General features: G+C 70.9%; 18 protein-coding genes. 12 read left to right on the top strand and 6 right to left on the bottom strand.

Annotation, left to right across the window (positions count from 1 at the left end; genetic code table 11):
• Positions 1 to 177 precede the first annotated feature (177 nt).
• From glmS to groL, 5 genes are all read left to right on the top strand, one after another.
• Positions 178 to 2052 (top strand): glutamine--fructose-6-phosphate transaminase (isomerizing), encoded by a 1875-nt coding sequence (gene glmS / locus MUN33_RS04165; protein ID WP_244803649.1) that lies wholly within the window; start codon positions 178 to 180, stop codon positions 2050 to 2052.
• 18 nt (positions 2053 to 2070) lie between these two features.
• The gene (gene alr, locus MUN33_RS04170; protein ID WP_244803650.1) at positions 2071 to 3873 is read left to right on the top strand and encodes an alanine racemase; all 1803 of its coding nucleotides are present in this window, start codon (positions 2071 to 2073) and stop codon (positions 3871 to 3873) included.
• Between the two features lie 224 nt (positions 3874 to 4097).
• On the top strand, positions 4098 to 6569 hold the full coding sequence (tsaD, locus tag MUN33_RS04175; protein ID WP_244803651.1) for a tRNA (adenosine(37)-N6)-threonylcarbamoyltransferase complex transferase subunit TsaD: 2472 nt from the start codon (positions 4098 to 4100) through the stop codon (positions 6567 to 6569).
• A gap of 136 nt (positions 6570 to 6705) precedes the next feature.
• Positions 6706 to 7011, top strand: coding sequence for a co-chaperone GroES (groES, locus tag MUN33_RS04180; protein WP_075811378.1), 306 nt, complete (start codon positions 6706 to 6708; stop codon positions 7009 to 7011).
• 10 nt (positions 7012 to 7021) lie between these two features.
• Entirely contained in the window at positions 7022 to 8635 is a 1614-nt protein-coding gene (gene groL, locus MUN33_RS04185; RefSeq protein WP_244803652.1) for a chaperonin GroEL, read from the top strand.
• Between the two features lie 116 nt (positions 8636 to 8751).
• On the opposite strand, the gene MUN33_RS04190 is transcribed toward groL, so the two are convergent.
• Positions 8752 to 9072: a WhiB family transcriptional regulator gene (locus tag MUN33_RS04190; RefSeq protein WP_244803653.1), complete on the bottom strand. Its 321-nt coding sequence runs from the start codon at positions 9070 to 9072 to the stop codon at positions 8752 to 8754.
• A gap of 297 nt (positions 9073 to 9369) precedes the next feature.
• Between MUN33_RS04190 and MUN33_RS04195 the strand changes: the two genes are divergently transcribed.
• Positions 9370 to 9954, top strand: coding sequence for a sigma-70 family RNA polymerase sigma factor (locus MUN33_RS04195; protein ID WP_244803654.1), 585 nt, complete (start codon positions 9370 to 9372; stop codon positions 9952 to 9954).
• Complete coding sequence (locus MUN33_RS04200) at positions 9954 to 10835, top strand: hypothetical protein (protein ID WP_244803655.1); 882 nt, start codon at positions 9954 to 9956, stop codon at positions 10833 to 10835. Before MUN33_RS04195 ends, MUN33_RS04200 begins: the two co-directional genes overlap by 1 nt.
• 103 nt (positions 10836 to 10938) lie before the next feature.
• Here MUN33_RS04200 and MUN33_RS04205 read toward each other — a convergent pair whose 3' ends face one another.
• Complete coding sequence (locus MUN33_RS04205; RefSeq protein WP_244803656.1) at positions 10939 to 11352, bottom strand: DUF5319 domain-containing protein; 414 nt, start codon at positions 11350 to 11352, stop codon at positions 10939 to 10941.
• A 175-nt stretch (positions 11353 to 11527) separates the two neighbouring features.
• Between MUN33_RS04205 and guaB the strand changes: the two genes are divergently transcribed.
• Together guaB and MUN33_RS04215 are read left to right on the top strand one after the other, a co-directional pair.
• Positions 11528 to 13057 carry an IMP dehydrogenase gene (gene guaB / locus MUN33_RS04210; protein WP_244803657.1) on the top strand — a complete coding sequence of 510 codons (1530 nt, stop codon included), beginning with the start codon at positions 11528 to 11530 and terminating at the stop codon, positions 13055 to 13057.
• A gap of 7 nt (positions 13058 to 13064) precedes the next feature.
• Positions 13065 to 14216, top strand: coding sequence for a GuaB3 family IMP dehydrogenase-related protein (locus tag MUN33_RS04215; RefSeq protein ID WP_244803658.1), 1152 nt, complete (start codon positions 13065 to 13067; stop codon positions 14214 to 14216).
• Positions 14217 to 14352: 136 nt separating this feature from the next.
• Here MUN33_RS04215 and MUN33_RS04220 read toward each other — a convergent pair whose 3' ends face one another.
• The 3 genes from MUN33_RS04220 to MUN33_RS04230 all read right to left on the bottom strand — a co-directional run bounded on the left by MUN33_RS04220 (position 14353) and on the right by MUN33_RS04230 (position 17162).
• Entirely contained in the window at positions 14353 to 15453 is a 1101-nt protein-coding gene (locus tag MUN33_RS04220; RefSeq protein WP_244803659.1) for a putative endonuclease domain-containing protein, read from the bottom strand.
• Positions 15454 to 15576: 123 nt separating this feature from the next.
• Positions 15577 to 15900 (bottom strand): hypothetical protein, encoded by a 324-nt coding sequence (locus MUN33_RS04225; protein WP_244803660.1) that lies wholly within the window; start codon positions 15898 to 15900, stop codon positions 15577 to 15579.
• Complete coding sequence (locus MUN33_RS04230; RefSeq protein ID WP_244803661.1) at positions 15897 to 17162, bottom strand: Na/Pi symporter; 1266 nt, start codon at positions 17160 to 17162, stop codon at positions 15897 to 15899. The genes MUN33_RS04225 and MUN33_RS04230 overlap by 4 nt, the downstream gene beginning before the upstream one ends.
• Positions 17163 to 17326: 164 nt before the next feature.
• On the opposite strand from MUN33_RS04230, the gene guaA reads away from it, so the two are divergent.
• The gene (guaA, locus tag MUN33_RS04235) at positions 17327 to 18952 is read left to right on the top strand and encodes a glutamine-hydrolyzing GMP synthase (protein WP_448259352.1); all 1626 of its coding nucleotides are present in this window, start codon (positions 17327 to 17329) and stop codon (positions 18950 to 18952) included.
• 125 nt (positions 18953 to 19077) lie between these two features.
• Here the strand turns inward: guaA and MUN33_RS04240 are convergent, their stop codons facing one another.
• Positions 19078 to 19533: a hypothetical protein gene (locus MUN33_RS04240; protein WP_244803662.1), complete on the bottom strand. Its 456-nt coding sequence runs from the start codon at positions 19531 to 19533 to the stop codon at positions 19078 to 19080.
• 182 nt (positions 19534 to 19715) lie between these two features.
• Between MUN33_RS04240 and imuA' the strand changes: the two genes are divergently transcribed.
• Both imuA' and MUN33_RS04250 read left to right on the top strand, forming a co-directional pair.
• On the top strand, positions 19716 to 20492 hold the full coding sequence (gene imuA', locus MUN33_RS04245) for a DnaE2-dependent mutagenesis accessory factor ImuA' (protein ID WP_244803663.1): 777 nt from the start codon (positions 19716 to 19718) through the stop codon (positions 20490 to 20492).
• On the top strand, positions 20489 to 22144 hold the full coding sequence (locus MUN33_RS04250) for a Y-family DNA polymerase (RefSeq protein WP_369414918.1): 1656 nt from the start codon (positions 20489 to 20491) through the stop codon (positions 22142 to 22144). Before imuA' ends, MUN33_RS04250 begins: the two co-directional genes overlap by 4 nt.
• Positions 22145 to 22158: the final 14 nt, after the last annotated feature.

Raw genomic sequence — 22158 nt, forward strand, 5'->3', positions numbered from 1 at the left:
GTAGATCCACCCGCGGCACGGGGCGGGGGCCGTCACACCGACCGCCACGCCGAGTATCACACCGACCGCCACACCGGCCGCCACCCCGGCCGACACACCGGCGGCGACCCGGGGGTGCCACCCGCGAACCGGTGCACGGTTCACGGGTGGGGACACCTAGCAGTATTGTTGTCCGGTATGTGTGGCATCGTTGGATACATCGGAAGCGCCCGGAGCTCCGCCAAGGCACTTGACGTCGGCTTGGAGGCCCTGGCCAGGATGGAGTACCGCGGCTACGACTCCGCCGGTATCGCCGTCATCTCGGACGGCGACATCGAGGTCGAGAAGAAGGCCGGGAAGCTGGCGAACCTGCTGCAGCAGATCGCCGAGACGGGCACGGACAGGTTCGAGGGGAAGGCCTGCATCGGCCACACCCGGTGGGCCACGCACGGGCGTCCCAACGACGTCAACGCGCACCCGCACGTCTCCTTCGACGGCAAGGCCGTCATCGTCCACAACGGCATCATCGAGAACTTCGCCCCGCTGCGCGCCGAGATCGAGGCCGCGGGCATCGAGCTGACCAGCGAGACCGACTCCGAGGTCGCCGCGCACCTGCTCGCCCTGGCCTACGCGGCCGGTCCGACGGCGGGCGACCTGGAGGCGTCCGCCCTGTCGGTGCTGCGCCGCCTGGAGGGCGCGTTCACCGTCCTGTTCGCTCATGCGGACGAGCCGGGGAAGATCGTCGCGGGCCGTCGCTCGACCCCGTTGATCGTCGGCGTCGGTGAGGACGGCATGTTCCTCGGCTCCGACGTCGCCGGGTTCATCGCGCACACCCGGGAGGCCGTGGAGCTCGACGAGAACAACGCCGTGGTGATCACCGCCGACGGCTACCGCGTCATGGACTTCGACGGGAACCCGACCGAGGGGCGCCCCTTCACCATCGACTGGGACCTCGCCGCGGCGGAGAAGGGCGGCTTCGACTCCTTCATGATGAAGGAGATCTTCGAGCAGCCCGCGGCCGTGCGTGACACGCTGGCCGGGCACTACGTCGACGGGCGCGTCGTGCTCGACGAGCAGCGGCTGTCGGAGGACGACCTGCGTCAGGTCGAGAAGGTCTTCGTCGTGGCCTGTGGTTCGGCCTACCACTCCGGCCTGCTCGCGAAGTACGCCATCGAGCACTGGGTGCGCCTGCCCGTGGAGATCGAGGTCGCCAGCGAGTTCCGCTACCGTGACCCGGTCCTCGACCGGCAGACCCTGGTGGTCGCGGTGTCCCAGTCGGGCGAGACCGCCGACACCCTGGAGGCCGTGCGGCACGCGAAGCAGCAGGGCGCCCGGGTGCTGGCGGTGTGCAACACCAACGGTTCGCAGATCCCGCGTGAGGCGGACGCGGTGCTCTACACCCACGCAGGTCCGGAGATCGGTGTGGCCTCCACCAAGGCGTTCCTGGCGCAGGTGGCGGCGAACTACATCGTGGGACTGGCGCTGGCGCAGGCCCGGGGGACGAAGTTCGCCGACGAGATCGAGGCGATCTACCGGCAGCTCGAGGAGATCCCGGGCAAGATCGAGAAGGTCCTGGAGCTCAAGGACACCGTCCTGGAGCTCGCGGCGGAGCTCGGCCCGATCCCGACCATGCTGTTCCTGGGACGCCACGTCGGTTACCCGGTCGCACTCGAGGGCGCGTTGAAGCTCAAGGAGCTGGCCTACATCCACGCCGAGGGGTTCCCCGCCGGCGAGCTCAAGCACGGCCCCATCGCGCTGATCGAGGACGACCTGCCGGTGGTCGTGGTGGTGCCGTCCCCGCAGGGCAGGGAGATCCTGCACTCGAAGATCGTGACGAACATCCAGGAGATCCGTGCCCGTGGCGCCCGGACGATCGTCATCGCCGAGGAGGGCGACGAGGCCGTGCGCCCCTTCGCCAACGACCTCCTGGAGATCCCGCAGTGCCCGACGCTGCTGCAGCCGTTGCTCTCGACGGTGCCGTTGCAGTTCCTGTCGGCGGAGATCGCCCGGCAGTGCGGCAACAACGACATCGACAAGCCGCGGAACCTGGCCAAGTCCGTGACCGTGGAATAGGTCCGGGGTGCAACGGTGATGAGCGGAACCCCCGGCGACCATTCCCTCGACCATTCCCTCGCCGAGGTCGTCGTCGACCTCGGTGCCGTCGCGCACAATGTGCGGACGCTGGCACGGGTCGCCGCGCCGGCGGGCGTCATGGCGATCGTGAAGGCCGACGGCTACAACCACGGCATGGTCGACGTGGCCCGCACCGCGCTAGACGCCGGTGCCGTCGCCCTGGGGGTGGCCACCCTCGGCGAAGCGCTGACGCTGCGTGACGCCGGTGTCACCGCGCCGGTGACGGCGTGGATGTGGCTGCCGGATCCCGCGCTGGAGGACATCGCCGCGGCCTGCGCCGGCGGTGTCACCCTGGGGGTGCCGTCCGTGGCGCACCTCACCGCGGCCGTGACCGCGTCGCGGGCGTCGGTGGCGGACGGTGGGGCGCCGCTGTCGGTCGGGTTGATGGCGGACACGGGTCTGTCCCGCTCCGGTATCGAGGCCGGCCGGTGGGACGAGGCGGTGTCCCTGGCGGTGGCCGCGGTGCGCGAGGGCGTCCTCGAGGTTACCGGTGTGCTGTCGCACCTGGCCGTCGCCGACGACCCGACGTCCCCGGTGACGGATCTGCAGGCACGACGGTTCGTCACGGCCGTCGAGACGTGCCGCGCCGCGGGGCTCGAGGTGCCGGTGAACCACATCGCGAACACCCCGGCCACCTTGTCGCGTCCTGACCTGCGGCACGAGATGGTGCGTCCGGGTGTCAGCGTGTACGGCGTGTACGCCGTGGACCCGGCGGTGATCCCGGCGGGGGAGGACGGGCCCGTCGAGCTGCGTGAGGCGATGACGGTGCGGGCGCGGGTGGTCACCACGCGCGTCGTCCCGGCCGGCGAGGGGGTCAGCTACGGGCATCTCTGGCGCGCACCCCGTGACACGCGCACCGCGGTCGTGGCGATGGGGTACGCCGACGGCCTGCCGCGGAGCATGTCGGGACGGTTCGGCGTGACCATCGACGGCACCTGGTTCCCGCAGATCGGACGGGTGTGCATGGACCAGATCGTCGTCGACCTGGGCGCGGCGGACGACGACGGCCCGGGCGCGTCGGTCCGCCCCGGTGACTGGGCGGTGATCTTCGGAGCCGGGGGACGGTCGGTCGAGGAGATCGCCGTCGCCGCCGACACCATCGCCTACGAGGTGCTCACCCTGCCGCGTGGCCGGGTGCGTCGCCGCGTCCTGCCCGCCGGCGGGGCCTTCAGTGCGGGGACGGGCAGCGTCGAGGTCCGGTCCGCCGAGGCGATGCGCGCCCTCGGCCGGGAGCTCGGTGCCCGGCTGCGCGCCGGCGATGTCGTGGTGCTCACCGGTGCCCTCGGGGCGGGGAAGACGACGATCACCCAGGGCATCGCCGATGGTCTGGGTGTGCAGGGACGGGTCCAGTCCCCGACGTTCACGATCGTCCGTGAGCACAAGCCCGGCACCGGTGGCATCGGTGGCAGCGGCGGTACTGGCGCAGCCGGACGGCCGGGCCTGCTGCACATGGACGCCTACCGGCTGCTCGGCGCCGGCGCCCACGGCGGTGGCGGAGACAGTGACGACGGTGCCCCGTCGCGCGAGGTCATCCTCGACGCCCTGGAGTCGCTCGACATCGACGCGGACCTGGAGGACCGTGTGCTGGTGGCGGAGTGGGGCCGCGGTGTGGTGGAGACGCTGGCCCCGGAGCGGTGGATCGACATCGAGATCGACCGCTCCGGCGGTTCCACCGACGGTGACGACCTGGAGGACGACCTTCAGGACGACCTGGAGGACGATGTCCCCCGTGTCCTGCGTTGGCGCTGGTCACAGGGGTAGCACTTCTGAATCCCCCCGACGGTATCCCCCATGTCCAAGGAATGACTGGCGAGATTCTGTCTGTGGTGCCAGAATAGGAGACGGATCACCGTGAGGGGTGTATCCAGAGGCCCCGTCGCAATTGGAGAGTGCGACGGGGCCTCGCCTGTTCTCCGACAGGGTGCCGGTGGGGTCCGGTTCGTCGACTGTCCGGAGCTGAACGCCGCCGACTAGGATCATGTGCCATGCATGTTCTCGCGGTCGACACCTCCACCTCCTTCGTCGTCACAGGGGTGGTGGACTGCCCCGACACCACAGGCGCCACAGGTGCCACAGACACGACAGAAGCTGCCGGGCAGCCGCGCCTGCTCGCCAGCCGGGTGGAGCTCAACCCGCGGGGGCACATGGAGGTCCTCACCCCGAACATCCTCGCCTGTCTCGCGGAGGCCGGGATCACGCCGGAGGACCTCGACGCCGTCGTGGTGGGCGTCGGCCCTGGCCCGTTCACCGGCCTGCGCGTGGGGATGGCCACCGGTGCCGCCTTCGGTGACGCGCTCGGCATCCCGGTCCACGGGGTTCCCGGGCATCTCGCCACGGCGGCGGGCCCGGTCTCCGGTGCCCGTCAGCTGGTGCTCAGCGACGCCCGTCGGCGTGAGTGGTACTGGAGTCTCGTCGACGGTGCGAGCGGGACGGTGCTGGACGGCCCGGCGGTGGCCGCACCGCAGGACGTGGTGGCGCGTCACCCGGAGGCGGACGTGCTGGCGTCCCGTGAGGTCGCCGCGCGGGCCGCGGAGGTGGAGGGGTGGACGGTGACGGACACCGATGCCCGGCCCACCCCGGTCGGTTTGGTGACGGCGGCGGTCCGTGGTCTCGGGGGAGTGGGACGGCTGCGGCAGCCCGGTGAGCCGTTGCGGGCGTTGTACCTGCGGCGCCCCGACGCGGTGGAGCCGAAGGCCGTGCAGGTCTCCACGGCCCTGGACTTCAGCGGTGTCGAGTGGGAGGCCGCCCGGGAGGACGCCCAGGAGGACGCCCAGGAGGACTCTCAGGAGGACGCCCGGGTAGAGGCCCCTGGTACGGAAGCTGGTACGGAACCGGTGGACGAGCCGTCGGTGGGCAGGCTGTCGCCGGAGGCCGCCGCGCGGTGCGCCGAGATCGAGGCGGAGCTGTTCGCCGGGGACTCACCGTGGCCGGAGGCGGGCTTCGTCGGTGAGATCACCGCGCCGAACACGGTCTTCCTCGGCCTCGTCACCGGGGAGGGCACCCCGGACGAGCGCCTGGCCGGCTACGCGGGGTTGGCGAAGAACGGGCCGGCCGACGACCCGGAGTTCGAGATCCACACCATCGGCCTGGAGCCGGCCGCGCAGGGTCGGGGATGGTCACGCCTGCTGATGGACCCGCTGATGGAGTTGGCGGACCGGGAGGACGGGCCGGTCTACCTGGAGGTCAGGACGGACAACGACACCGCGGTCGGCCTCTACCGCAGCTACGGTTTCGAGGTCACCGGCACCCGCCGCAACTACTACCGTCCCTCCGGCGCGGACGCCTACACGATGTGCCGGCCGTCGCGTTCGCGGCGACTGGCCGACGCCCCGCAGCTGGTCATGGGTATCGAGAGCTCCTGTGACGAGACCGGCGTCGGGATTGTCGAGCTGTACCCCGACGGCCGGGTCCGGCAGGTGTCGAACCGGGTGGCGTCGTCGATGGAGCAGCACGCCCGCTTCGGCGGGGTGGTGCCGGAGATCGCCTCGCGGGCGCACCTGGAGGCGATGGGCCCGACGATGGCGGCGGCGCTGGACGACCTGCAGCGCGCCACCCGCGCGACCGGGGGTGCCGGCCGGCGCCGTCCGGACGCGGTCGCGGCGACCGTCGGCCCCGGGTTGGCCGGGGCGCTGCTGGTCGGTGCGGCGGCGGCGAAGGCGTACGCCGCCGCGTGGGGTGTGCCGTTCTACGGTGTCAACCACCTCGGGGGGCACGTCGCCGTCGGCACGCTCGACACCCGCGACACCGTCGACGCCCGCGACACAGCCGAGGCACCCGCCGGCGACCTCGACCGTGCGGTGGCGCTGCTGGTCAGCGGCGGGCACACCCAGATCCTGCAGGTCAACGGTGTCGGTCGGCCGATGGTGGAGCTGGGGTCCACCCTGGATGACGCGGCGGGGGAGGCCTACGACAAGGTGGCCCGCCTGCTCGGGCTCGGCTACCCGGGAGGGCCGGTGATCGACAGGCTCGCCGCGGCGGGGGACCCGACGGCGATCGCCTTCCCGCGGGGGATGAGCCGGCCGGGCGACGCCGCCTACGACTTCTCCTTCTCCGGGCTCAAGACGGCTGTCGCACGCTTCGTGGAGAAGGCGGCGGCGGAGGGGCGCAGCCTGCCGGTCGAGGACGTCTGCGCGTCCTTCCAGGAGGCGGTCGTCGACGTGCTCACCGCGAAGGCCGTGCGGGCCTGTGTCGACACCGGCGCCACGGTGATGCTGCTCGGTGGCGGGGTGTCCGCCAACCGGCGGCTGCGGGCCCTGGCGGAGGAGCGGTGTGCCGCCGTCGGGGTGCGCCTGGTGGTGCCGGCACTGCCGTTGTGCACCGACAACGGGGTGATGATCGCGGCGTTGGCGGCGCGTGTCATCGAGGCCGGGGCACCCGCCAGCTCGCTGGATGCCGCGACGGACCCGTCGATGGATGTCGAGGTGCCGGTGTTGGCACCCTCCCCGGTTGAGGGCTAGCACTTGGCAGGGTAGAGTGCCAAGTGGTTGTGTGACACACAGTTGTTCACCCGCGACGACGGCTGTGCAGGATATACCAACCGGAAAACAAGACAATTCCGATCACTGCATGTACGCAAACACGGAGGTATTCAACGTGGCTAACGTCAACATCAAGCCGCTCGAGGACCGCGTCCTCGTCCAGATCGTCGAGGCCGAGACCACCACCGCATCCGGCCTGGTCATCCCGGACTCCGCCAAGGAGAAGCCGCAGGAGGCCACCGTCGTGGCCGTCGGCCCGGGCCGCTGGCACGACGACGACGACCGCATCCCGATGGACGTCGAGGTCGGCGACACGGTCGTGTTCTCCCGCTACGGCGGCACCGAGCTCAAGTACGACGGTGAAGAGTACCTGCTGCTGAACCAGCGCGACATCCTCGCCGTCGTCGACTCCGCGAAGTAGGGCGTGACGCATGGCTAAACTCATCGCATTCGACGAGGAGGCCCGCAAGGGTCTCCAGCGCGGTGTGGACACGCTGGCGGACTCGGTGCGCGTCACCCTCGGCCCCAAGGGCCGTAACGTCGTCCTCGACAAGGCTTTCGGTGGTCCGACCGTGACCAACGACGGCGTGACCATCGCCCGCGACATCGACCTCGAGGACCCCTTCGAGAACCTCGGTGCGCAGCTGGTCAAGTCCGTCGCCGTGAAGACCAACGACATCGCCGGTGACGGCACCACGACCGCCACCCTGCTCGCGCAGGCGCTCATCAACGAGGGCATGCGCATCGTCGCCGCCGGCGGCAACCCGATCGCCGTCAACGAGGGCATCTCCGTCGCCGCCGACAAGGTCATCGAGCTGCTGGGCCAGCGTGCCGAGCCGGTCGCCGACTCCGCCGCGATCGCCAACGTCGCCACCGTGTCCTCGCGCGACGAGGGCATCGGCGCCAAGGTCGCCGAGGCCATGGACACCGTCGGCAAGGACGGCGTCCTCACCGTCGAGGAGTCCCAGTCCCTGGTGGACGAGCTCGTCGTCACCGAGGGTGTCTCCTTCGACAAGGGCTACCTGTCGCCGTACTTCGTCACCGAGGAGGAGTCGGCCCAGGCGGTCCTGGAGAACCCGGCCATCCTGCTGGTGCGCGACAAGATCAGCTCGCTGCCGGACTTCCTGCCCGTGCTCGAGCAGGTCGCCAAGGCGGGCAAGGAGCTGTTCATCGTCGCCGAGGACGTCGACGGTGAGCCGCTGCAGATGCTCGTGGTCAACTCCATCCGCAAGTCCATCAAGGCCGTGGCCGTGAAGTCCCCGTACTTCGGTGACCGCCGTAAGGCGTTCATGGACGACCTCGCCGTCGTCACCGGCGCCACGGTCGTGGACAAGGAGGTCGGGCAGTCGCTGTCCGAGATGACCCTGGAGCAGATGGGCTCCGCCCGTCGCGTCACGGTCACCAAGGACGAGACCGTCATCGTCGACGGTGCCGGAAGCGCCGAGGACCTGGACACCCGCCGTGCCCAGATCCGTTCGGACATCGAGCGCACCGACTCCACCTGGGACCGTGAGAAGCTCGAGGAGCGTCTGGCGAAGCTCTCCGGCGGCGTCGCCGTGATCCGTGCCGGTGGTGCGACCGAGACCGAGGTCAACGAGCGCAAGCTGCGCGTCGAGGACGCCATCAACGCCGCCCGCGCCGCCGCGCAGGAAGGCGTGATCGCCGGTGGCGGTTCCGTCCTGGTGCAGATCGCCAGCGAACTCGACGAGTTCGCGACCGGTTTCGAGGGCGACAAGGCCGTCGGTGTGAAGGCACTGGCACGTGCGCTGCGTCGCCCGGCCTACTGGATCGCCGACAACGCCGGCCTCGACGGGGCCGTCGTGGTCTCGAAGATCGCCGAGCTGGGCAACGGTGAAGGCTACAACGCCGCCACCGGCACCTACGGCAACCTGCTGGAGCAGGGCATCATCGACCCGGTGAAGGTCACCCACTCCGCCGTTGTCAACGCGACGTCCGTGGCACGTATGGTGCTCACCACGGAGACCGCCGTCGTCGACAAGCCGGCTGCCGCCGCCGCAGCGGCCGGCCACGGACACCACCACTAAGGTGTCCGGCAGCCGTCACGGCTGAGCCTGCCCCGACCGGGGCGGCACCGAGGCCCCCGTCCGGAAGGTTAGTTCCCCTGACCTGGACGGGGGCCTCGGGCGTACGCGTGTACGGTTCAGGACGCCAGACGGCGCGGCTCCCGGGTGGGGCGGATCCGGCGGGCGCGGCCACCCTGGGCGGCGGCGCGTTCGGACTCGCCCATCCCGCCCCAGATGCCGTAGACCTCACCGACGCTGAGGGCGTGCTCACGGCACTGGGCGAGCACCGGGCACTCGTTGCAGATGGCCTTGGCGCGGTGCTCCCGCAGGGCCCGGGCGCGTCCACGTTCCCCGTCCGGGTGGAAGAAGACGGCGGACTCGGCCCCACGGCAGGAACCGTGGAGCTGCCAGTCCCAGAACGCGGTGGCGGAGCCCGGGAGGTCGCTCGTCTGTGGCATGGCTGTTCTCCTGTAGGTCAGTGGCTTCTGGTGAGCTTCTGGTCGGCTTCTGGTCGGCTTCTGGTGCCGGGGCGTGTGTGTTCTCCGACTGCCCCCAGGGTCGTCCCCGTCTGTGAACAACAGGTGTCGGCGAGCTGTTCAGCACGTGACATTTTCCGGCCCGGTGGCCTCACGACCGGCGTCCGCTATCGCGGGTGAGTCCCGGGGGCGGGCGCTACTGTGGTAATTTCACCCCACAGGCAGGCGAGCTTCACCGGCGACCCGACAGCCTGCCCTGACCGTGTTTTCACGAGGACTATGACAGCGACAGATGACATCGACGAGGTTCTGCCCCGTCTCGTACCCTCCGCAGTGGAGGGGGACGGGCGGGCGCTCCAGCGCATCATCGATCTCATCCACCCGCCGGTCGTCCGCTACTGCAGGGCGCGCGTGCCGTCCACGAAGTACCCCACCCCGGAGGACCTGGCGCAGGAGATCTGCCTGGCCGTGGCACGGGCGATCCCCGGCTACGAGGACCAGGGGAAACCGTTCATGGCGTTCGTCTACCGGATCGCGGCCAACAAGATCGTCGACGCGCGCCGCTCGCAGTCCCGCGACCTGTCCGTCCCCACCGACGAGGTGCCGGACCAGGAGGTGGTGACGAGCACACCGGAGACCGTCGCCATGGACGTGAGCTCCTGTAACGAAGTGGTGCAGCTGCTCGATACGCTCAGTGACAAGGCACGACAGATCGTGACTCTCAGGGTCTTCGGCGGGTACTCCGCGGAAGAGACGGCGGAGATCGTCGGGTCGACCGCGGGCGCTGTGCGGGTCGCACAGTTCCGGGCGTTGGCCAAGATGCGGGAGACCCTGGAAACCCGTGAGACTTCGAGGACGGAATGATGGACGAGCGCAGGTGGACCCCGCAGGGTGCTGACGACGACGCCGTGAACGGTGTCGACGTCGACGCCGTGCGCGCCGCCGACCGCATGGTGGACATCATCGCGGCCGGGGGGACGGTGGACGGGGACGACGCGCTCCTGCGGCTCCTCTCCGCCGCCCGCGCCGAGGCGGACTGGGACATCCCGGCGCCGCCCGTCGTCGGCCCGGTCCAGACGTCCGACGGTGCCGGGGCGACGGTGACGCCTCTGGCCAGCCGTCGGCGCCGTGCGATGCGGCGTGCCGGCGGGGTCGCGGCGGTGGGGGGCGTGTCCCTGACCTCCCTGGTGGTGGGGAGCGGTGTCGCTGCCGCCCTCGTCGTGGGGGGTTTCACGGTCAGTGCCCTGACCACGGGGAACTCCGGGCAGTCCGACTCCGTCGTCGCCGGGTCCGCGCAGCCGGGTGAGGACGGTGGCTCGGTCGACCAGGACCGTCGTCCCGCCGAGGGCGCGGAGCGGGACCCGGAGCGCGGCACCGACCGGCGGGACGCCCCGTCGGCGTCGCCGGCCCCGTCGGAGAAGGACGATGTCGTCGACCGTGGCGCCGACGCCGGCGGCATGGTGCTCGCGGAACCGTCGCAGGGTGCTGACACGCCGCTGCCGGTGCCGACCGACACCACCGGTGCCGGTGGCGCGGACGGCGACGGGGCGGACGGTGCGACCGAGCTCTCCGAGACTCCCGGGGACGCCGGGGTACCGGGTGGTCCGATGCTGATGGCCGAGCCGCAGGGCGGTGCCGCCGCGAAGGCCCCGGCGTCGACGTCGTCGTCCTCGTCGAGTTCGACGAGCCCGAGCAGCGAACCGAAGGCCCACAACCACTCGGAGGAGTCCGAGCCCGCCCCCTAGAGGGCACGGGGACGTCACGGGACGACGCCGGTGACCCGGTGGGACCGGCCTGTCCCGGGAACGTCACGGGGGGATGTCGCAGGGGACGGGCGGCCAGGGGGTGCTAGCGGCCCCAGGTGCGGAAGGTCCGCGGGCCGCGGCTCAGCCAGTCGGCCGCGTCGGCGTAGCCGGCACAGTAGTCCCAGGGCACGTAGAAGTCCGGGTCCGGGTCGGCACCGGGTTCGTGGACCGGCACCGGGCCGTCGTTGAGCATGGTCGACAGGTTCGACACCAGGATCGGCCAGTCGTAGTAGTGCAGCTCCTGGCAGTCGTCACAGGTCATCGCCACACCCAGGATCCCGCGGGGTTCCAGCAGCTCGCGAAAACGGCGGACGTTGGCCAGGTCCTCGCGCAGGGCACTGCGCTCCTCGTCGGACAGCGGCTCGTCCACCTCGTGGTCGAACAGGGCCGCCGGATCCTCCGGATCATCGGCGAAAGGGTCCGGGGGCATCAGAGAGTCGTCGAAGTCCACGCCCATGAGAGTACCCGCTGTATACGGCGAGGGGAACAGCGCGGTGTGTCGTATGCCGGGTCCGGGGGTTCTGATGTCGGCGAACAGCCGGCGACGGGTTATCCTGTCCCCTAGAAGACACGACGACAGTTCCGGCTGATTCCGGTACGGACGCGTAAAGGATGCAGGAGGCCTGACCGGCATGACCGATGCCCAGCTTGTGACCACTGGTGGCGACGACCCGAGGAAGGTGGAGCTGGTCGGGCTGACGTTCGACGACGTCCTCCTGCTGCCCGCGGCGTCCGACATCATCCCCAACGAGGTCGTGACGACCACCCGGCTGACCCGGAACATCACCCTGAACGCCCCGGTGATCTCCGCGGCGATGGACACCGTCACCGAGGCACGGATGGCCATCGGCATGGCACGCCAGGGCGGTATGGGTGTGCTGCACCGCAACCTCTCGATCGAGGAGCAGGCCGAACAGGTCGAGATCGTCAAGCGCAGCGAAGCCGGCATGGTCACCGACCCGGTGACCTGCTCGCCGGAGATGACGATCGGCGAGGTCGACGAGATGTGCGCACGCTACCGCATCTCCGGGCTCCCCGTCGTCGACACCGCCGGACGGCTCGTCGGCATCTGCACCAACCGTGACATGCGCTTCGAGGAGGACTTCTCGGCGAAGGTCGCCGACGTCATGACCCCGATGCCGCTCGTCGTCGCGGAGAAGGGCGTCTCCGCCGACGCGGCGCTGCGCCTCCTGCGCGAGAACAAGGTCGAGAAGCTCCCCATCGTCGACGGCGAGGGCGTGCTCACGGGTCTGATCACGGTCAAGGACTTCGCCAAGCGGGAGAAGTTCCCCAACGCCGCCAAGGACTCCTCCGGACGGCTGCTCGCCGGCGCCTCGATCGGTACCGGCGAGGACTCCTGGCGTCGGGCCGGTGCCCTGGTCGACGCCGGGGTGGACGCCCTGGTGGTCGACACCGCCCACGCCCACAACACCGGGGTGCTGGAGATGGTCGCCCGGGTGAAGAAGGAGTTCGGCGACCGGGTCGACGTCATCGGCGGGAACCTGGCCACCCGCGGTGCCGCCGAGGCCATGATCGAGGCCGGGGCGGACGCCATCAAGGTCGGCATCGGCCCCGGCTCGATCTGCACCACCCGCGTCGTCGCCGGCGTCGGTGCACCGCAGATCACCGCGATCCTGGAGGCGGCGGTCCCGGCACGCAAGGCCGGCGTCCCGATCATCGCCGACGGCGGGATGCAGTACTCCGGCGACATCGCCAAGGCGCTGGCCGCCGGCGCGTCCTCGGTGATGCTCGGCTCGCTGCTCGCCGGTACCAGCGAGGCACCCGGTGAGATCACCGTCATCAACGGCAAGCAGTACAAGATGTACCGTGGTATGGGCTCGCTCGGGGCCATGAAGGGCCGTGGCCTGCACGGTGAGCAGCGCTCCTACTCGAAGGACCGCTACTTCCAGGCCGACGTCACCAGCGAGGAGAAGCTGGTCCCCGAGGGCATCGAAGGACGGATCCCGTTCCGCGGCGACGTGGAGACCATCATCTACCAGATGGTCGGCGGGCTCCGCGCGGCCATGGGCTACACCGGCTCCCGGACGATCGAGGAGCTCAACGACGCCCACTTCGTCCAGATCACCGGTGCCGGGCTGCGCGAGTCGCACCCGCACGACATCCAGATGACGGTCGAAGCCCCGAACTACTACCAGCGATAGGAAGACCATGCAGGAACAGGTGAACATCGGGATGGGGCGGACGGCGCGCCGTGTCGTCGGATTCGACCAGATCAACATCGTCCCGTCACGGCGTACGCGGTCGTCCCATGACGTCGACACCACGTGGCGCATCGACGCCTACCGTTTCGACATCCCCTTCATGGCGCACCCGTCGGACGCCGTGGTGACCCCGGAGTTCGCCGTGGAGTTCGGCCGCCTCGGTGGTCTGCCCGTCATCAACGCCGAAGGGCTGTGGGGACGCCACCGCGACCTGGACGGCGCCCTGGCGCAGGTCCGCGCGGCCGCCGGCGACTCCGACCCGCTCGGCCTGCCCGCCCCGGACAACGCCGCACAGCGTGTCCTGCAGGAGCTGCACGCCGCACCGGTGGACCACGGACTGCTGGCGGAGCGGCTGGCGGAGGTCCGGGACTCCGGCGTGACCTTCGGCGTGCGGGTGTCCCCGCAGAACGCCCGTGACTTCGCCCCGGCACTGGTGAAGTCGGGGATCGACCTGCTGGTGATCCAGGGGACCCTGGTGTCCGCCGAGCACGTGTACTCCAACGGCGAGCCGTTGAACCTCAAGGAGTTCATCGGTTCGGTGGACGTCCCGGTCATCGCCGGTGGCGTGGTGGACTACACCACGGCGATGCACCTGATGCGTACCGGTGCCGCCGGTGTGATCGTCGGGTCGGGGACCACGACGAACAGTCAGGCCCTGGGGATCGACGTCCCGATGGCCACCGCCGTCGCCGACGCGGCCGCGGCCCGGCTGGACTACCTGGACGAGACCGGTGGCCGGTACGTCCACGTCATCGCCGACTCCCACCTGGAGGTCTCCGGTGACATCGCCAAGGCCATTGCCTGCGGTGCGGACGCCGTGTCGCTGGGTGTACCGCTGGCGATGGCGGACTGCTCCGGTGGGAAGGGCCACTTCTGGCCGTCCGTCGCGGCACACCCGGGCCTGCCCCGCGGTGAGGCGGAGGCGGTGTACGGGACCTTCGGCTCCCGCGAGACGCTGCCCCTGGAGAAGCTGCTGTTCGGGCCGACCGACAACCCCTACGGCGAAGAGAACCTCGTCGGTGGGCTGCGGCGGTCCATGGCCAAGTGCGGCTACACCGACCTGAAGAGCTTCCAGAGGGTCCCGCTCGCCGTGCGCTGACGGTGACGGTCGTTTCTCCGGCGGACCGTCCTGCTGGGCCGTACGGCAGAGCGGACGGTGGGATGGCAGAGGCACCGGTCGGATTCCACCCCGGATCCGACCGGTGCCTCTGCCGTTCAGCCGTCGTCTCTGCCACCTAGCCGAGAGCGTCGCGGACCCGACCGCGCAGGGCCTCGACGGAGTCGGCGTCCCGGAGGTTCCCCGCGGTCACCCGCAGCACCCGGCCCCCGTCCTGCTGGAGGCGGGCGAGCACCTCGGAGTCGTGGTCACGCTGGGTACGCCGCAGATGGTGCTCCCCGTCGTAGAAGAGGTGGACCCCGCGGCCCGGCCAGCCGAGGTCGGCGGCGGTGAGGAGACTGCCGTTGTCGCGCCACACCGGAACCTGACTCCGCAACCCGGGGGCCAGGTCCGACACCGCGAGGCGTAGCACGGTCTCCGGTGATGACTCGGCTCCGGGGTCCGTCGCACCGAGGACAGCCGCGGCTGTCGGGGCATCCACGGTCCCGGTGCGGACGAGGTTCGTCACGGAGCCGGGCCGGGTGCTCCGGAGTGCCTGGTGGAGACAGTCGCTGGCCTGGACGGACCGGATGAAGGCGGGGCTCAGCTGTGGCTGGATGTGCTGCAGGTCAGGGACACGCCATGCCGCGTCCAGCGCGGGGGACGGGCTGTGGAGCATGCGGATCATGGTGCCGAGGGTGTGTCCGGCGGTGGTGCAGGCCAGGGTGGGGAACGCGGGGTCCGGGTGGTCGGCGGTGCGGATGAGCCGGTCATGCCGGCGCGTCCGGGTCAGCAGGAGGTGCGGGGCGGGGTTGGCGCATCCCGCGCCACGGGTGACGAGGAACTCGAGAGGGGCGTCGTCGACGAGGTAGCACATTCCGAGTACCGCCCCGGCGGCGAAGCCCGTGGCCAGATGGGCCGGGTACCGGAGGTGGTGTGCACGCACGAGTGTGGCGGCCGGAGTCTGACGGGACACGGAGCCGGTGTCGAGGGCGGTGAGTGGCACGTACACCCCGACGTCGACACGCAGGTAGTGGTCTCGGCGCTGGGCCCGGGTCACTCCGGCCGCGTCGAGTTCCGCGGTGGTCATCGGGCGGTGCCGGGGCAGTGGTGGGGAGCCGTCGCGGGCCCGGCGGACGACGTGTGCGCGGTACCAGTCGCTCGGTTCTGAGCCGGGTACCAGTGGCAGCAGTCGTGCATGTGCGTGCGTGACGTCCCCCGTCACGGTGTCGTCCCCCATGGGCAATAGTTAAGCACAGTGGTGGCGCACTGCGGGGAGTTGTCCACAGGTGGCAGAGCGGACGGTGGGATGGCAGAGGCGCCGGTCGGATCAGGGGTGGAATCCGACCGGTGCCTCTGCCGTTCAGCCGTCGTCTCTGCCAGGGTCCTGTGGATGTCGAGGGGAGTCGGCGGCGCGGGGGCTCCGGGACGGCAGGTCCCCGCCCTGACGGTTCGCCCGGAGTTCCTCCAGGAGTTCCTCGAGGAACAGGCGGGTGTTGGCCCACTTCTCGGTCGAGGCGTTGATGAGGTGGGGGAGTTGGTCGACGGCGTCGTGTTGTTCACGTGACCGACGGTGTTCGGCGAGTTCCTCGCGCAGGGCACGGAGGGCGTCCTCGGCGTCGACGAGGATGCGTTCGAGCTGCCCTTCCGCCGGGTCAGACGGCTCAGCCGGGCCAGGCACGGTCACAACAGCACCGTCAGGAGGATGAGGGCGGCGGGCAGGACGAGGAACACCCCGATGACCCATCCGGCCACGTACAGCTTGTTCCGGGCGCCGAGCCGGGCCAGCGTGGACGCCCCGGCGAGCGGGATCCACCGCAGGAACGGCAGCCCGTAGATCACGAGCAGGGCGAAGACGTTGTACAGCACGTGGACGAGTGCCGCCTGCAGGGCGAACTGGGCCTCCGGGCCGGTGAACGCGAAGGCGGCGATCAGTGCGGTGAGTGTGGTCCCGACGTTCGCACCGAGGGTGAAGGGGTAGACCTGCCGGAGGGAGAAGGTCCCGGATCCCGCCAGCGGGACGATCAACGAGGTGGTCGTGGAGGAGGACTGGACCATCACGGTGATCAGGGTCCCGGAGGCGATGCCTGAGACAGGGCCACGTCCGATGGCGGTGTGCAGGACCTGCTTCGCCCGTCCGACCATCACGACCTTGAGCAGTCTGCCGATGACGTTGATGACCGCGAGGATCATCGCGATGCCCAGGAGGATCAGGATGATCCCGTCCCAGGGGCCGGGCACTCCGGAGAAGGCCGAGGTGACGGCGTCACCCAGCGGGTCAGTCACACCGGTGACGGCGTCGCCGACACCGCCGAAGACGGTGGCGAGGATCCCGCCGTCGCTGCCCGCCATGCGGGTGGACAGCCAGGTCGAGCTCTTCTCGAGGAGGCCGAACGCCAGCTCCAGGGGGAGGAAGATCACCACGGCGAGCAGGTTGTAGCAGTCGTGGACGGAGGCGGCGGCGAAGGCACGGCGGAAGGACTCGCGGTCGCGGACCATGCCGAGGCTCACCAGTGTGCTGGTCACCGTGGTCCCGACGTTGGCGCCGATGAGCATGGGGATCGCGGTCTCCATGGGCAGCCCGCCGGCGCACAGTCCGACGATGATGGCGGTCACGGTGCTGGACGACTGGATCAGTGCCGTGGCCAGCAGGCCGATCATCAGGGCGACGAGGGGGTTGGAGGCGAAGGCGAAGAGTTCCTCGGCCTGCCCGCCGGTGGCCGCCTTGAATCCTCCGCCGACCACGGACACCGCGGTGATCAGGAGGTAGATCCCCAGGACGACGCAGAACCAGTTCGCCCAGTCGAGGGGGCGTCCGTGGAGTCCGAGCCGGGTGAGGGGGCTGCGGGGCGGTTCCCCCGTTCCTGGTGGGGTGGTGCCTTTCCCGGTCGTTGTGTCGGTGGTGGCGACGGTGGTGGCTGGTGAGCGGTCGGTGACCTCTGCCGGCACGTGGGACTCCATTCGTGGTCGACGACGTGTCGTGGGGTGGGACGTTACCCAGTGAGTGTATGGTGTTCACCCCGGTCCGCGAAGTCCGTAGGTGAACGGGGGGTGAACTCTTCGGCCGACGGTTGTCCGCACCGGCGGTCGCGGTCGGCGGGTGGTTCGGTAGAATGAGCGTCGTGACACAACAGCAGCAGTCCGGAACATCCACCGGCAGTCCCAGTCCCGAGTCCCAGTCCGGCCCACGTCCGGTGCTGGTCGTCGACTTCGGTGCCCAGTACGCGCAGCTCATCGCACGTCGTGTGCGTGAGGCGCGGCTGTACTCCGAGGTCATCCCCCACTCCATGCCCGTCGAGGAGGTGGCGGCGAAGAACCCGGCGGCCCTGATCCTCTCCGGCGGTCCGTCCTCCGTCTACGCCGACGGTGCCCCGGTGCTGCAGAAGGAACTGCTGGAGCTCGGTGTGCCGGTCTTCGGTATCTGCTACGGCTTCCAGGCGATGACCCACGCCCTCGGCGGCACGGTCGCCCACACCGGCGACCGTGAGTACGGCCGTACCGAGATCGAGGTCGACGGCGGTTCCCTGCACGCCGGTTTCGAGTCCGCGCACCAGGCGTGGATGAGCCACGGCGACGCGGTGAGCGAGGCCCCGGAGGGGTTCGCCGTCACCGCGCACTCCGACGGTGCCCCGGTGGCCGCCTTCGAGTGCCTGGACAAGCGGATGGCGGGTGTGCAGTACCACCCGGAGGTCCAGCACTCCCCGCACGGCCAGGAGGTGCTGACCCGGTTCCTGTACGACGTCGCCGGTCTGGAGCCCACGTGGACCGCCGGCAACATCGCCGAGCAGCTCGTCGAGGCTGTGCGTGAGCAGGTCGGCCCTGAGGGACGTGCCATCTGCGGGCTGTCGGGTGGCGTGGACTCCGCGGTGGCCGCCGCGATCGTGCAGCGGGCCATCGGCGACCGGCTGACCTGTGTCTTCGTCGACCACGGACTGCTGCGTGCGGGGGAGCGCGAGCAGGTCGAGCAAGACTTCGTCGCTGCGACGGGCGCGAAGCTGGTCACCCTGGACGAGCGTGCGGCGTTCCTGGACAAGCTGTCCGGGCTCACCGACCCGGAGGCCAAGCGCAAGGCGATCGGTGCGGAGTTCATCCGTTCCTTCGAGCGCGCCGTCGCCGGTGTGCTGGAGGACGCGCCGGAGGGCTCCTCGGTGGACTTCCTGGTCCAGGGCACCCTGTACCCCGACGTGGTGGAGTCCGGCGGGGGAACGGGCACGGCCAACATCAAGAGCCACCACAACGTCGGCGGGCTGCCGGACGACGTGGAGTTCACCCTGGTCGAGCCGCTGCGTCTGCTGTTCAAGGACGAGGTCCGTGCCGTGGGCCGTGAGCTGGGGCTGCCGGAGATCATCGTCGGCCGTCAGCCGTTCCCCGGGCCGGGTCTGGGTATCCGCATCATCGGTGAGGTCACCCAGGACCGTCTCGAGACGCTGCGCGCCGCGGACGCCATCGCGCGTGCCGAGCTCACCGCCGCGGGTCTGGACAACACGATCTGGCAGTGCCCGGTCGTCCTGCTCGCCGACGTGCGGTCGGTGGGTGTGCAGGGCGACGGGCGGACCTACGGTCACCCCGTCGTCCTGCGTCCGGTGACCAGTGAGGACGCCATGACGGCGGACTGGACCCGGGTGCCCTACGAGACCCTGGAGCGGATCTCGACGCGGATCACCAACGAGGTCGCGGAGGTCAACCGGGTGGTGCTCGACGTCACGAGCAAGCCCCCGGGAACCATCGAGTGGGAGTGACCTGACACAGGACACCCCCGCCGTGTCCGGACAGTGTGTCCGGGACGGCGGGGGTTCTGTGTTTCCCAGGGCGGCTCCAGGTGCCTCCGGGTGCCTCCGGGTGCCTCCGGGTGCCTCCGGGTGCCTCAGGCGGCGCGTGCCTCGGCGGCGGCGATGTCCTCGAGCTCGCGGGTGCCGTCGAGACGGGGGACGACCTGCCAGGCGTACCCCCCGGCGACGGCCCACACGATGACGGCGACGGCCCAGTTGTCGAACTCGAAGGCGGGGACGAGCATCAGTGCGAGCCAGAGCGGGAACAGGGGGACCACCTGCTTGACGCGGGTGGTGTAGCGGTCCCCGCGGGCCTCGACGGCGGCGCGGACGTCCCGGCGGTACGGGTGGCTGAAGAGCGAGAGCAGGCCCGCGGCGAGGAAGACCAGCATCAGGACCACGCGGACCCCGGTGGGCAACGGTGTCGCCAGGGCGCCCACGCCGGCGCCGATGAGTACCGCGACGCCGGCACGCAGGGGGCGTGGCGTGGCCGGGGTGGGGTTGACGGGGTCGTCGCTGGAGGGGACGGGGTGGTTCGTGCTGCGTGCCATGGGGGTCCATCGTAGTAGGACCACGGTGTTTGACGGTCACCCGAGGGAGGGATACTCTGGTCGACTATAGAACGGGTGTTCTAATCATTGTGGTCGGCCGGCACCGGAGGTCCGGCCCGTTCCCTATTGTTGCGGTGGTCGGGATGGTGACCTCCCGGAGAGCGATGGCGGAGGTGAGGATTGTGGCGCAGGTTCAGGGAACGGGTGTACGAGACCGTGGTGCGGTCGTCGCCGAGCTCCGGAGCAGGATCGCGACGATCGGGGACGGCCGTGTGCCCGCCACCGGTGGCCGGGTGGAGGGCGGGGCTCCCCGGGGCGGAAGTGCTCCGGGCGGGGACGGCCGGGACCGGACGGACGGGGTGGTCCCGGTGCCGGGGTGGCTGTCGGGGTCCCTCGTCACCGGTGGTCTTCCCCGTGGTGCGGTGACCGCGGCGGACGACTGCCCCGCCGCCCTCGTGGACCTGTTGGCCACCCTGACGGCGGGTGGCGGGTGCGCGGCGGTGGTCGGCTATCCGCGGCTGGCACTGGCGGCGGTCGCGGCCGGTGGTGGGGAACTGGAGCGGCTGGTCCTCGTCCCGGATCCGATGCCGCATGCTGCCGCGGTCGTGGGGACCCTGGCAGAGGGGCTGGACATGGTGCTGTACGCACCGCCGGCCGCGGTGGCGCCGTCGTCGGCCAGGCCGGTGGAGGCCCGTCTGCGCAGGGGCCGGTGTGCCCTGCTCGTCTGCTCCGGTGTCCGGTCCTGGCCGGGGGCCCGTCTCCACCTGTCGTGGCGGACCGCGGGGGTCACCGGTCTCGGTGTCGGCTCCGGCAGGGTCCGTGGTGTGTCGGTGGTCGGTCAGGCGTGGGGCCAGGGGCAGCCGCCGCAGACGTTCCGGGGCACCGTGGGGGCAGGGGACTGCACCGGTGCGGCAAGCACGGCAGGCACTGCCCGGGCCGTGCAGGAGACGGCGCTGTGAGCGTGCGGCGTGTGGTGGTTCTCTGGTTCCCCGACTGGCCGGTGTACACCGTGGCCCTGCGCCGGGGATGGGATCTGCTCGCCCCGGCGGCGGTGGTGGACAACCACCGGGTGCATGCTGTGAATGCGGCGGCACGCCGGGCCGGGGTGCGTCAGGGGATGAAGGAGAGGCACGCGGTGGGGACCTGTCCGTCCCTGCAGGTCGGTGAGGTCGAGGAGGCTGCGGAGGCGGAGGCGCACGAGGAGGTGCTCCTCGCCCTGGAATCCGTCGCCGCCGGGGTGGAGACGTTGCGGCCGGGGCTGCTCGCCTTCTCCGCGTCCTCCCTGGTGCGGTACTACGGGGACGAGGCGACGGCGGTGGAGCTGCTGGTGGACGCCGCGGCTCGGGTGGGTGCCGACTGTCTGGCCGGTGTCGCCGACGAGGTCGTGACCGCGGTGTGGGCGGCGAGGGACGGACGGCAGGTTCCTGCGGGCGGGTCGCGGGACTACCTGGCGGGCCTGCCGTTGCAGGTGCTGGTCGCCGAAGGGTCGTTGGGTGTGCCACGGGACATGGTGTCGGTCCTGTCGCAGCTGGGGATCCGCACACTGGCGGATTTCACCGCGCTCCCGGTCGCGGACGTCGCCGGCCGGTTCGGTCAGGAGGGGGTGCGGTGGCACCGGATCGCCTGCGGTGAACCGGAACGCCCGGTGTCCCCGGAACGTACCGTCATCCCGCTGGAGGTGCGGGTCGAGCCGGAGGAGCTGGTCGCCGACACCGGGACGGCGGCGTTCCTGGCCCGCCAGGCGGCCGTGCGGCTGCATGCGGCGCTGGTGGAGAAGGGGCAGGTCTGCCTGCGGCTGGCGGTGCGCGCCCACCTGGACCCACCGGCGGGGTACGACGGGCCGACGACGGTGGAACGCCTGTGGCGCTGCCGGGAGCCGTTGACGGAGGAGGACACCGCACAGCGGGTGCGTTGGCAGCTGGACGGGTGGCTCACGCGCGTGCGTGCCACACTCCCGGGGTCACCGGAGTCTCCGGAGTCACCGGACGGTGTCGGGGGTATCAGCGCGATCGACCTGGCTCCGGTGGAGTGCGTGCCCGCCGGTGAGGTCGCCGACGCCCTGTGGGGCGGGCCGGACGTGGGGATCCGTGCGGCGCGCGCCGCGGCGGCCCGCGCCCAGGCGCTGATCGGCACCCGCGGGGTGCTGCGTCCGGTGCACTGTGGTGGCCGGGCCGTGGCGGGCCGGGTGGCGGCGGTGCCCTACGGTGAGCAGGACCCTGAGGAGGTGGACGCCCTGTCCACCCGGGCCTGGGACGGGGAACTCCCCGCACCGTTGCCGGCCCTCGTCGGGGCGCCGGACACCACGGGGGACCGGCCCCGGCCACCGGGGCCGCGGCACCCCGCCGCCTCCGTCCAGCTCCTCGACGCCGCAGGTGGGCAGGTGTGGGTCACCGGCCGTGGGATGATGAGCGCTCCGCCGGTGGCGTTGCGGTGGGGTGGGGCGGTCCACCGTCTCACGGGGTGGGCGGGCCCCTGGCCGGTCGACGAGATGTGGTGGTCGCAGAGCGGTGCGGCGCGTCGCTACGCCAGGCTCCAGGTCGCCACGGACGGGCCGGCGGCGTTCCTGCTGGTGTGCCGGGGCCGCTCGTGGCGGATCGAGGCGACCTACTGACGCGTCCGACGTAC

It is taken from the genome of Corynebacterium kalidii, assembly GCF_022869005.1.
GTDB lineage: Bacteria > Actinomycetota > Actinomycetes > Mycobacteriales > Mycobacteriaceae > Corynebacterium > Corynebacterium kalidii.

Bases quoted from the DNA above. Each gene is read 5' to 3' on its own strand.
- guaB (WP_244803657.1), top strand. From the start codon at position 11,528: ATGACCGATGCCCAGCTTGTGACCACTGGTGGCGACGACCCGAGGAAG.
- glmS (WP_244803649.1), top strand. From the start codon at position 178: ATGTGTGGCATCGTTGGATACATCGGAAGCGCCCGGAGCTCCGCCAAG.
- groL (WP_244803652.1), top strand. From the start codon at position 7,022: ATGGCTAAACTCATCGCATTCGACGAGGAGGCCCGCAAGGGTCTCCAG.
- MUN33_RS04200 (WP_244803655.1), top strand. From the start codon at position 9,954: ATGGACGAGCGCAGGTGGACCCCGCAGGGTGCTGACGACGACGCCGTG.
- alr (WP_244803650.1), top strand. From the start codon at position 2,071: ATGAGCGGAACCCCCGGCGACCATTCCCTCGACCATTCCCTCGCCGAG.
- MUN33_RS04240 (WP_244803662.1), bottom strand. From the start codon at position 19,533: ATGGCACGCAGCACGAACCACCCCGTCCCCTCCAGCGACGACCCCGTC.
- MUN33_RS04195 (WP_244803654.1), top strand. From the start codon at position 9,370: ATGACAGCGACAGATGACATCGACGAGGTTCTGCCCCGTCTCGTACCC.
- MUN33_RS04220 (WP_244803659.1), bottom strand. From the start codon at position 15,453: ATGGGGGACGACACCGTGACGGGGGACGTCACGCACGCACATGCACGA.
- MUN33_RS04190 (WP_244803653.1), bottom strand. From the start codon at position 9,072: ATGCCACAGACGAGCGACCTCCCGGGCTCCGCCACCGCGTTCTGGGAC.
- MUN33_RS04205 (WP_244803656.1), bottom strand. From the start codon at position 11,352: ATGGGCGTGGACTTCGACGACTCTCTGATGCCCCCGGACCCTTTCGCC.
- guaA (WP_448259352.1), top strand. From the start codon at position 17,327: ATGAGCGTCGTGACACAACAGCAGCAGTCCGGAACATCCACCGGCAGT.
- tsaD (WP_244803651.1), top strand. From the start codon at position 4,098: ATGCATGTTCTCGCGGTCGACACCTCCACCTCCTTCGTCGTCACAGGG.
- MUN33_RS04215 (WP_244803658.1), top strand. From the start codon at position 13,065: ATGCAGGAACAGGTGAACATCGGGATGGGGCGGACGGCGCGCCGTGTC.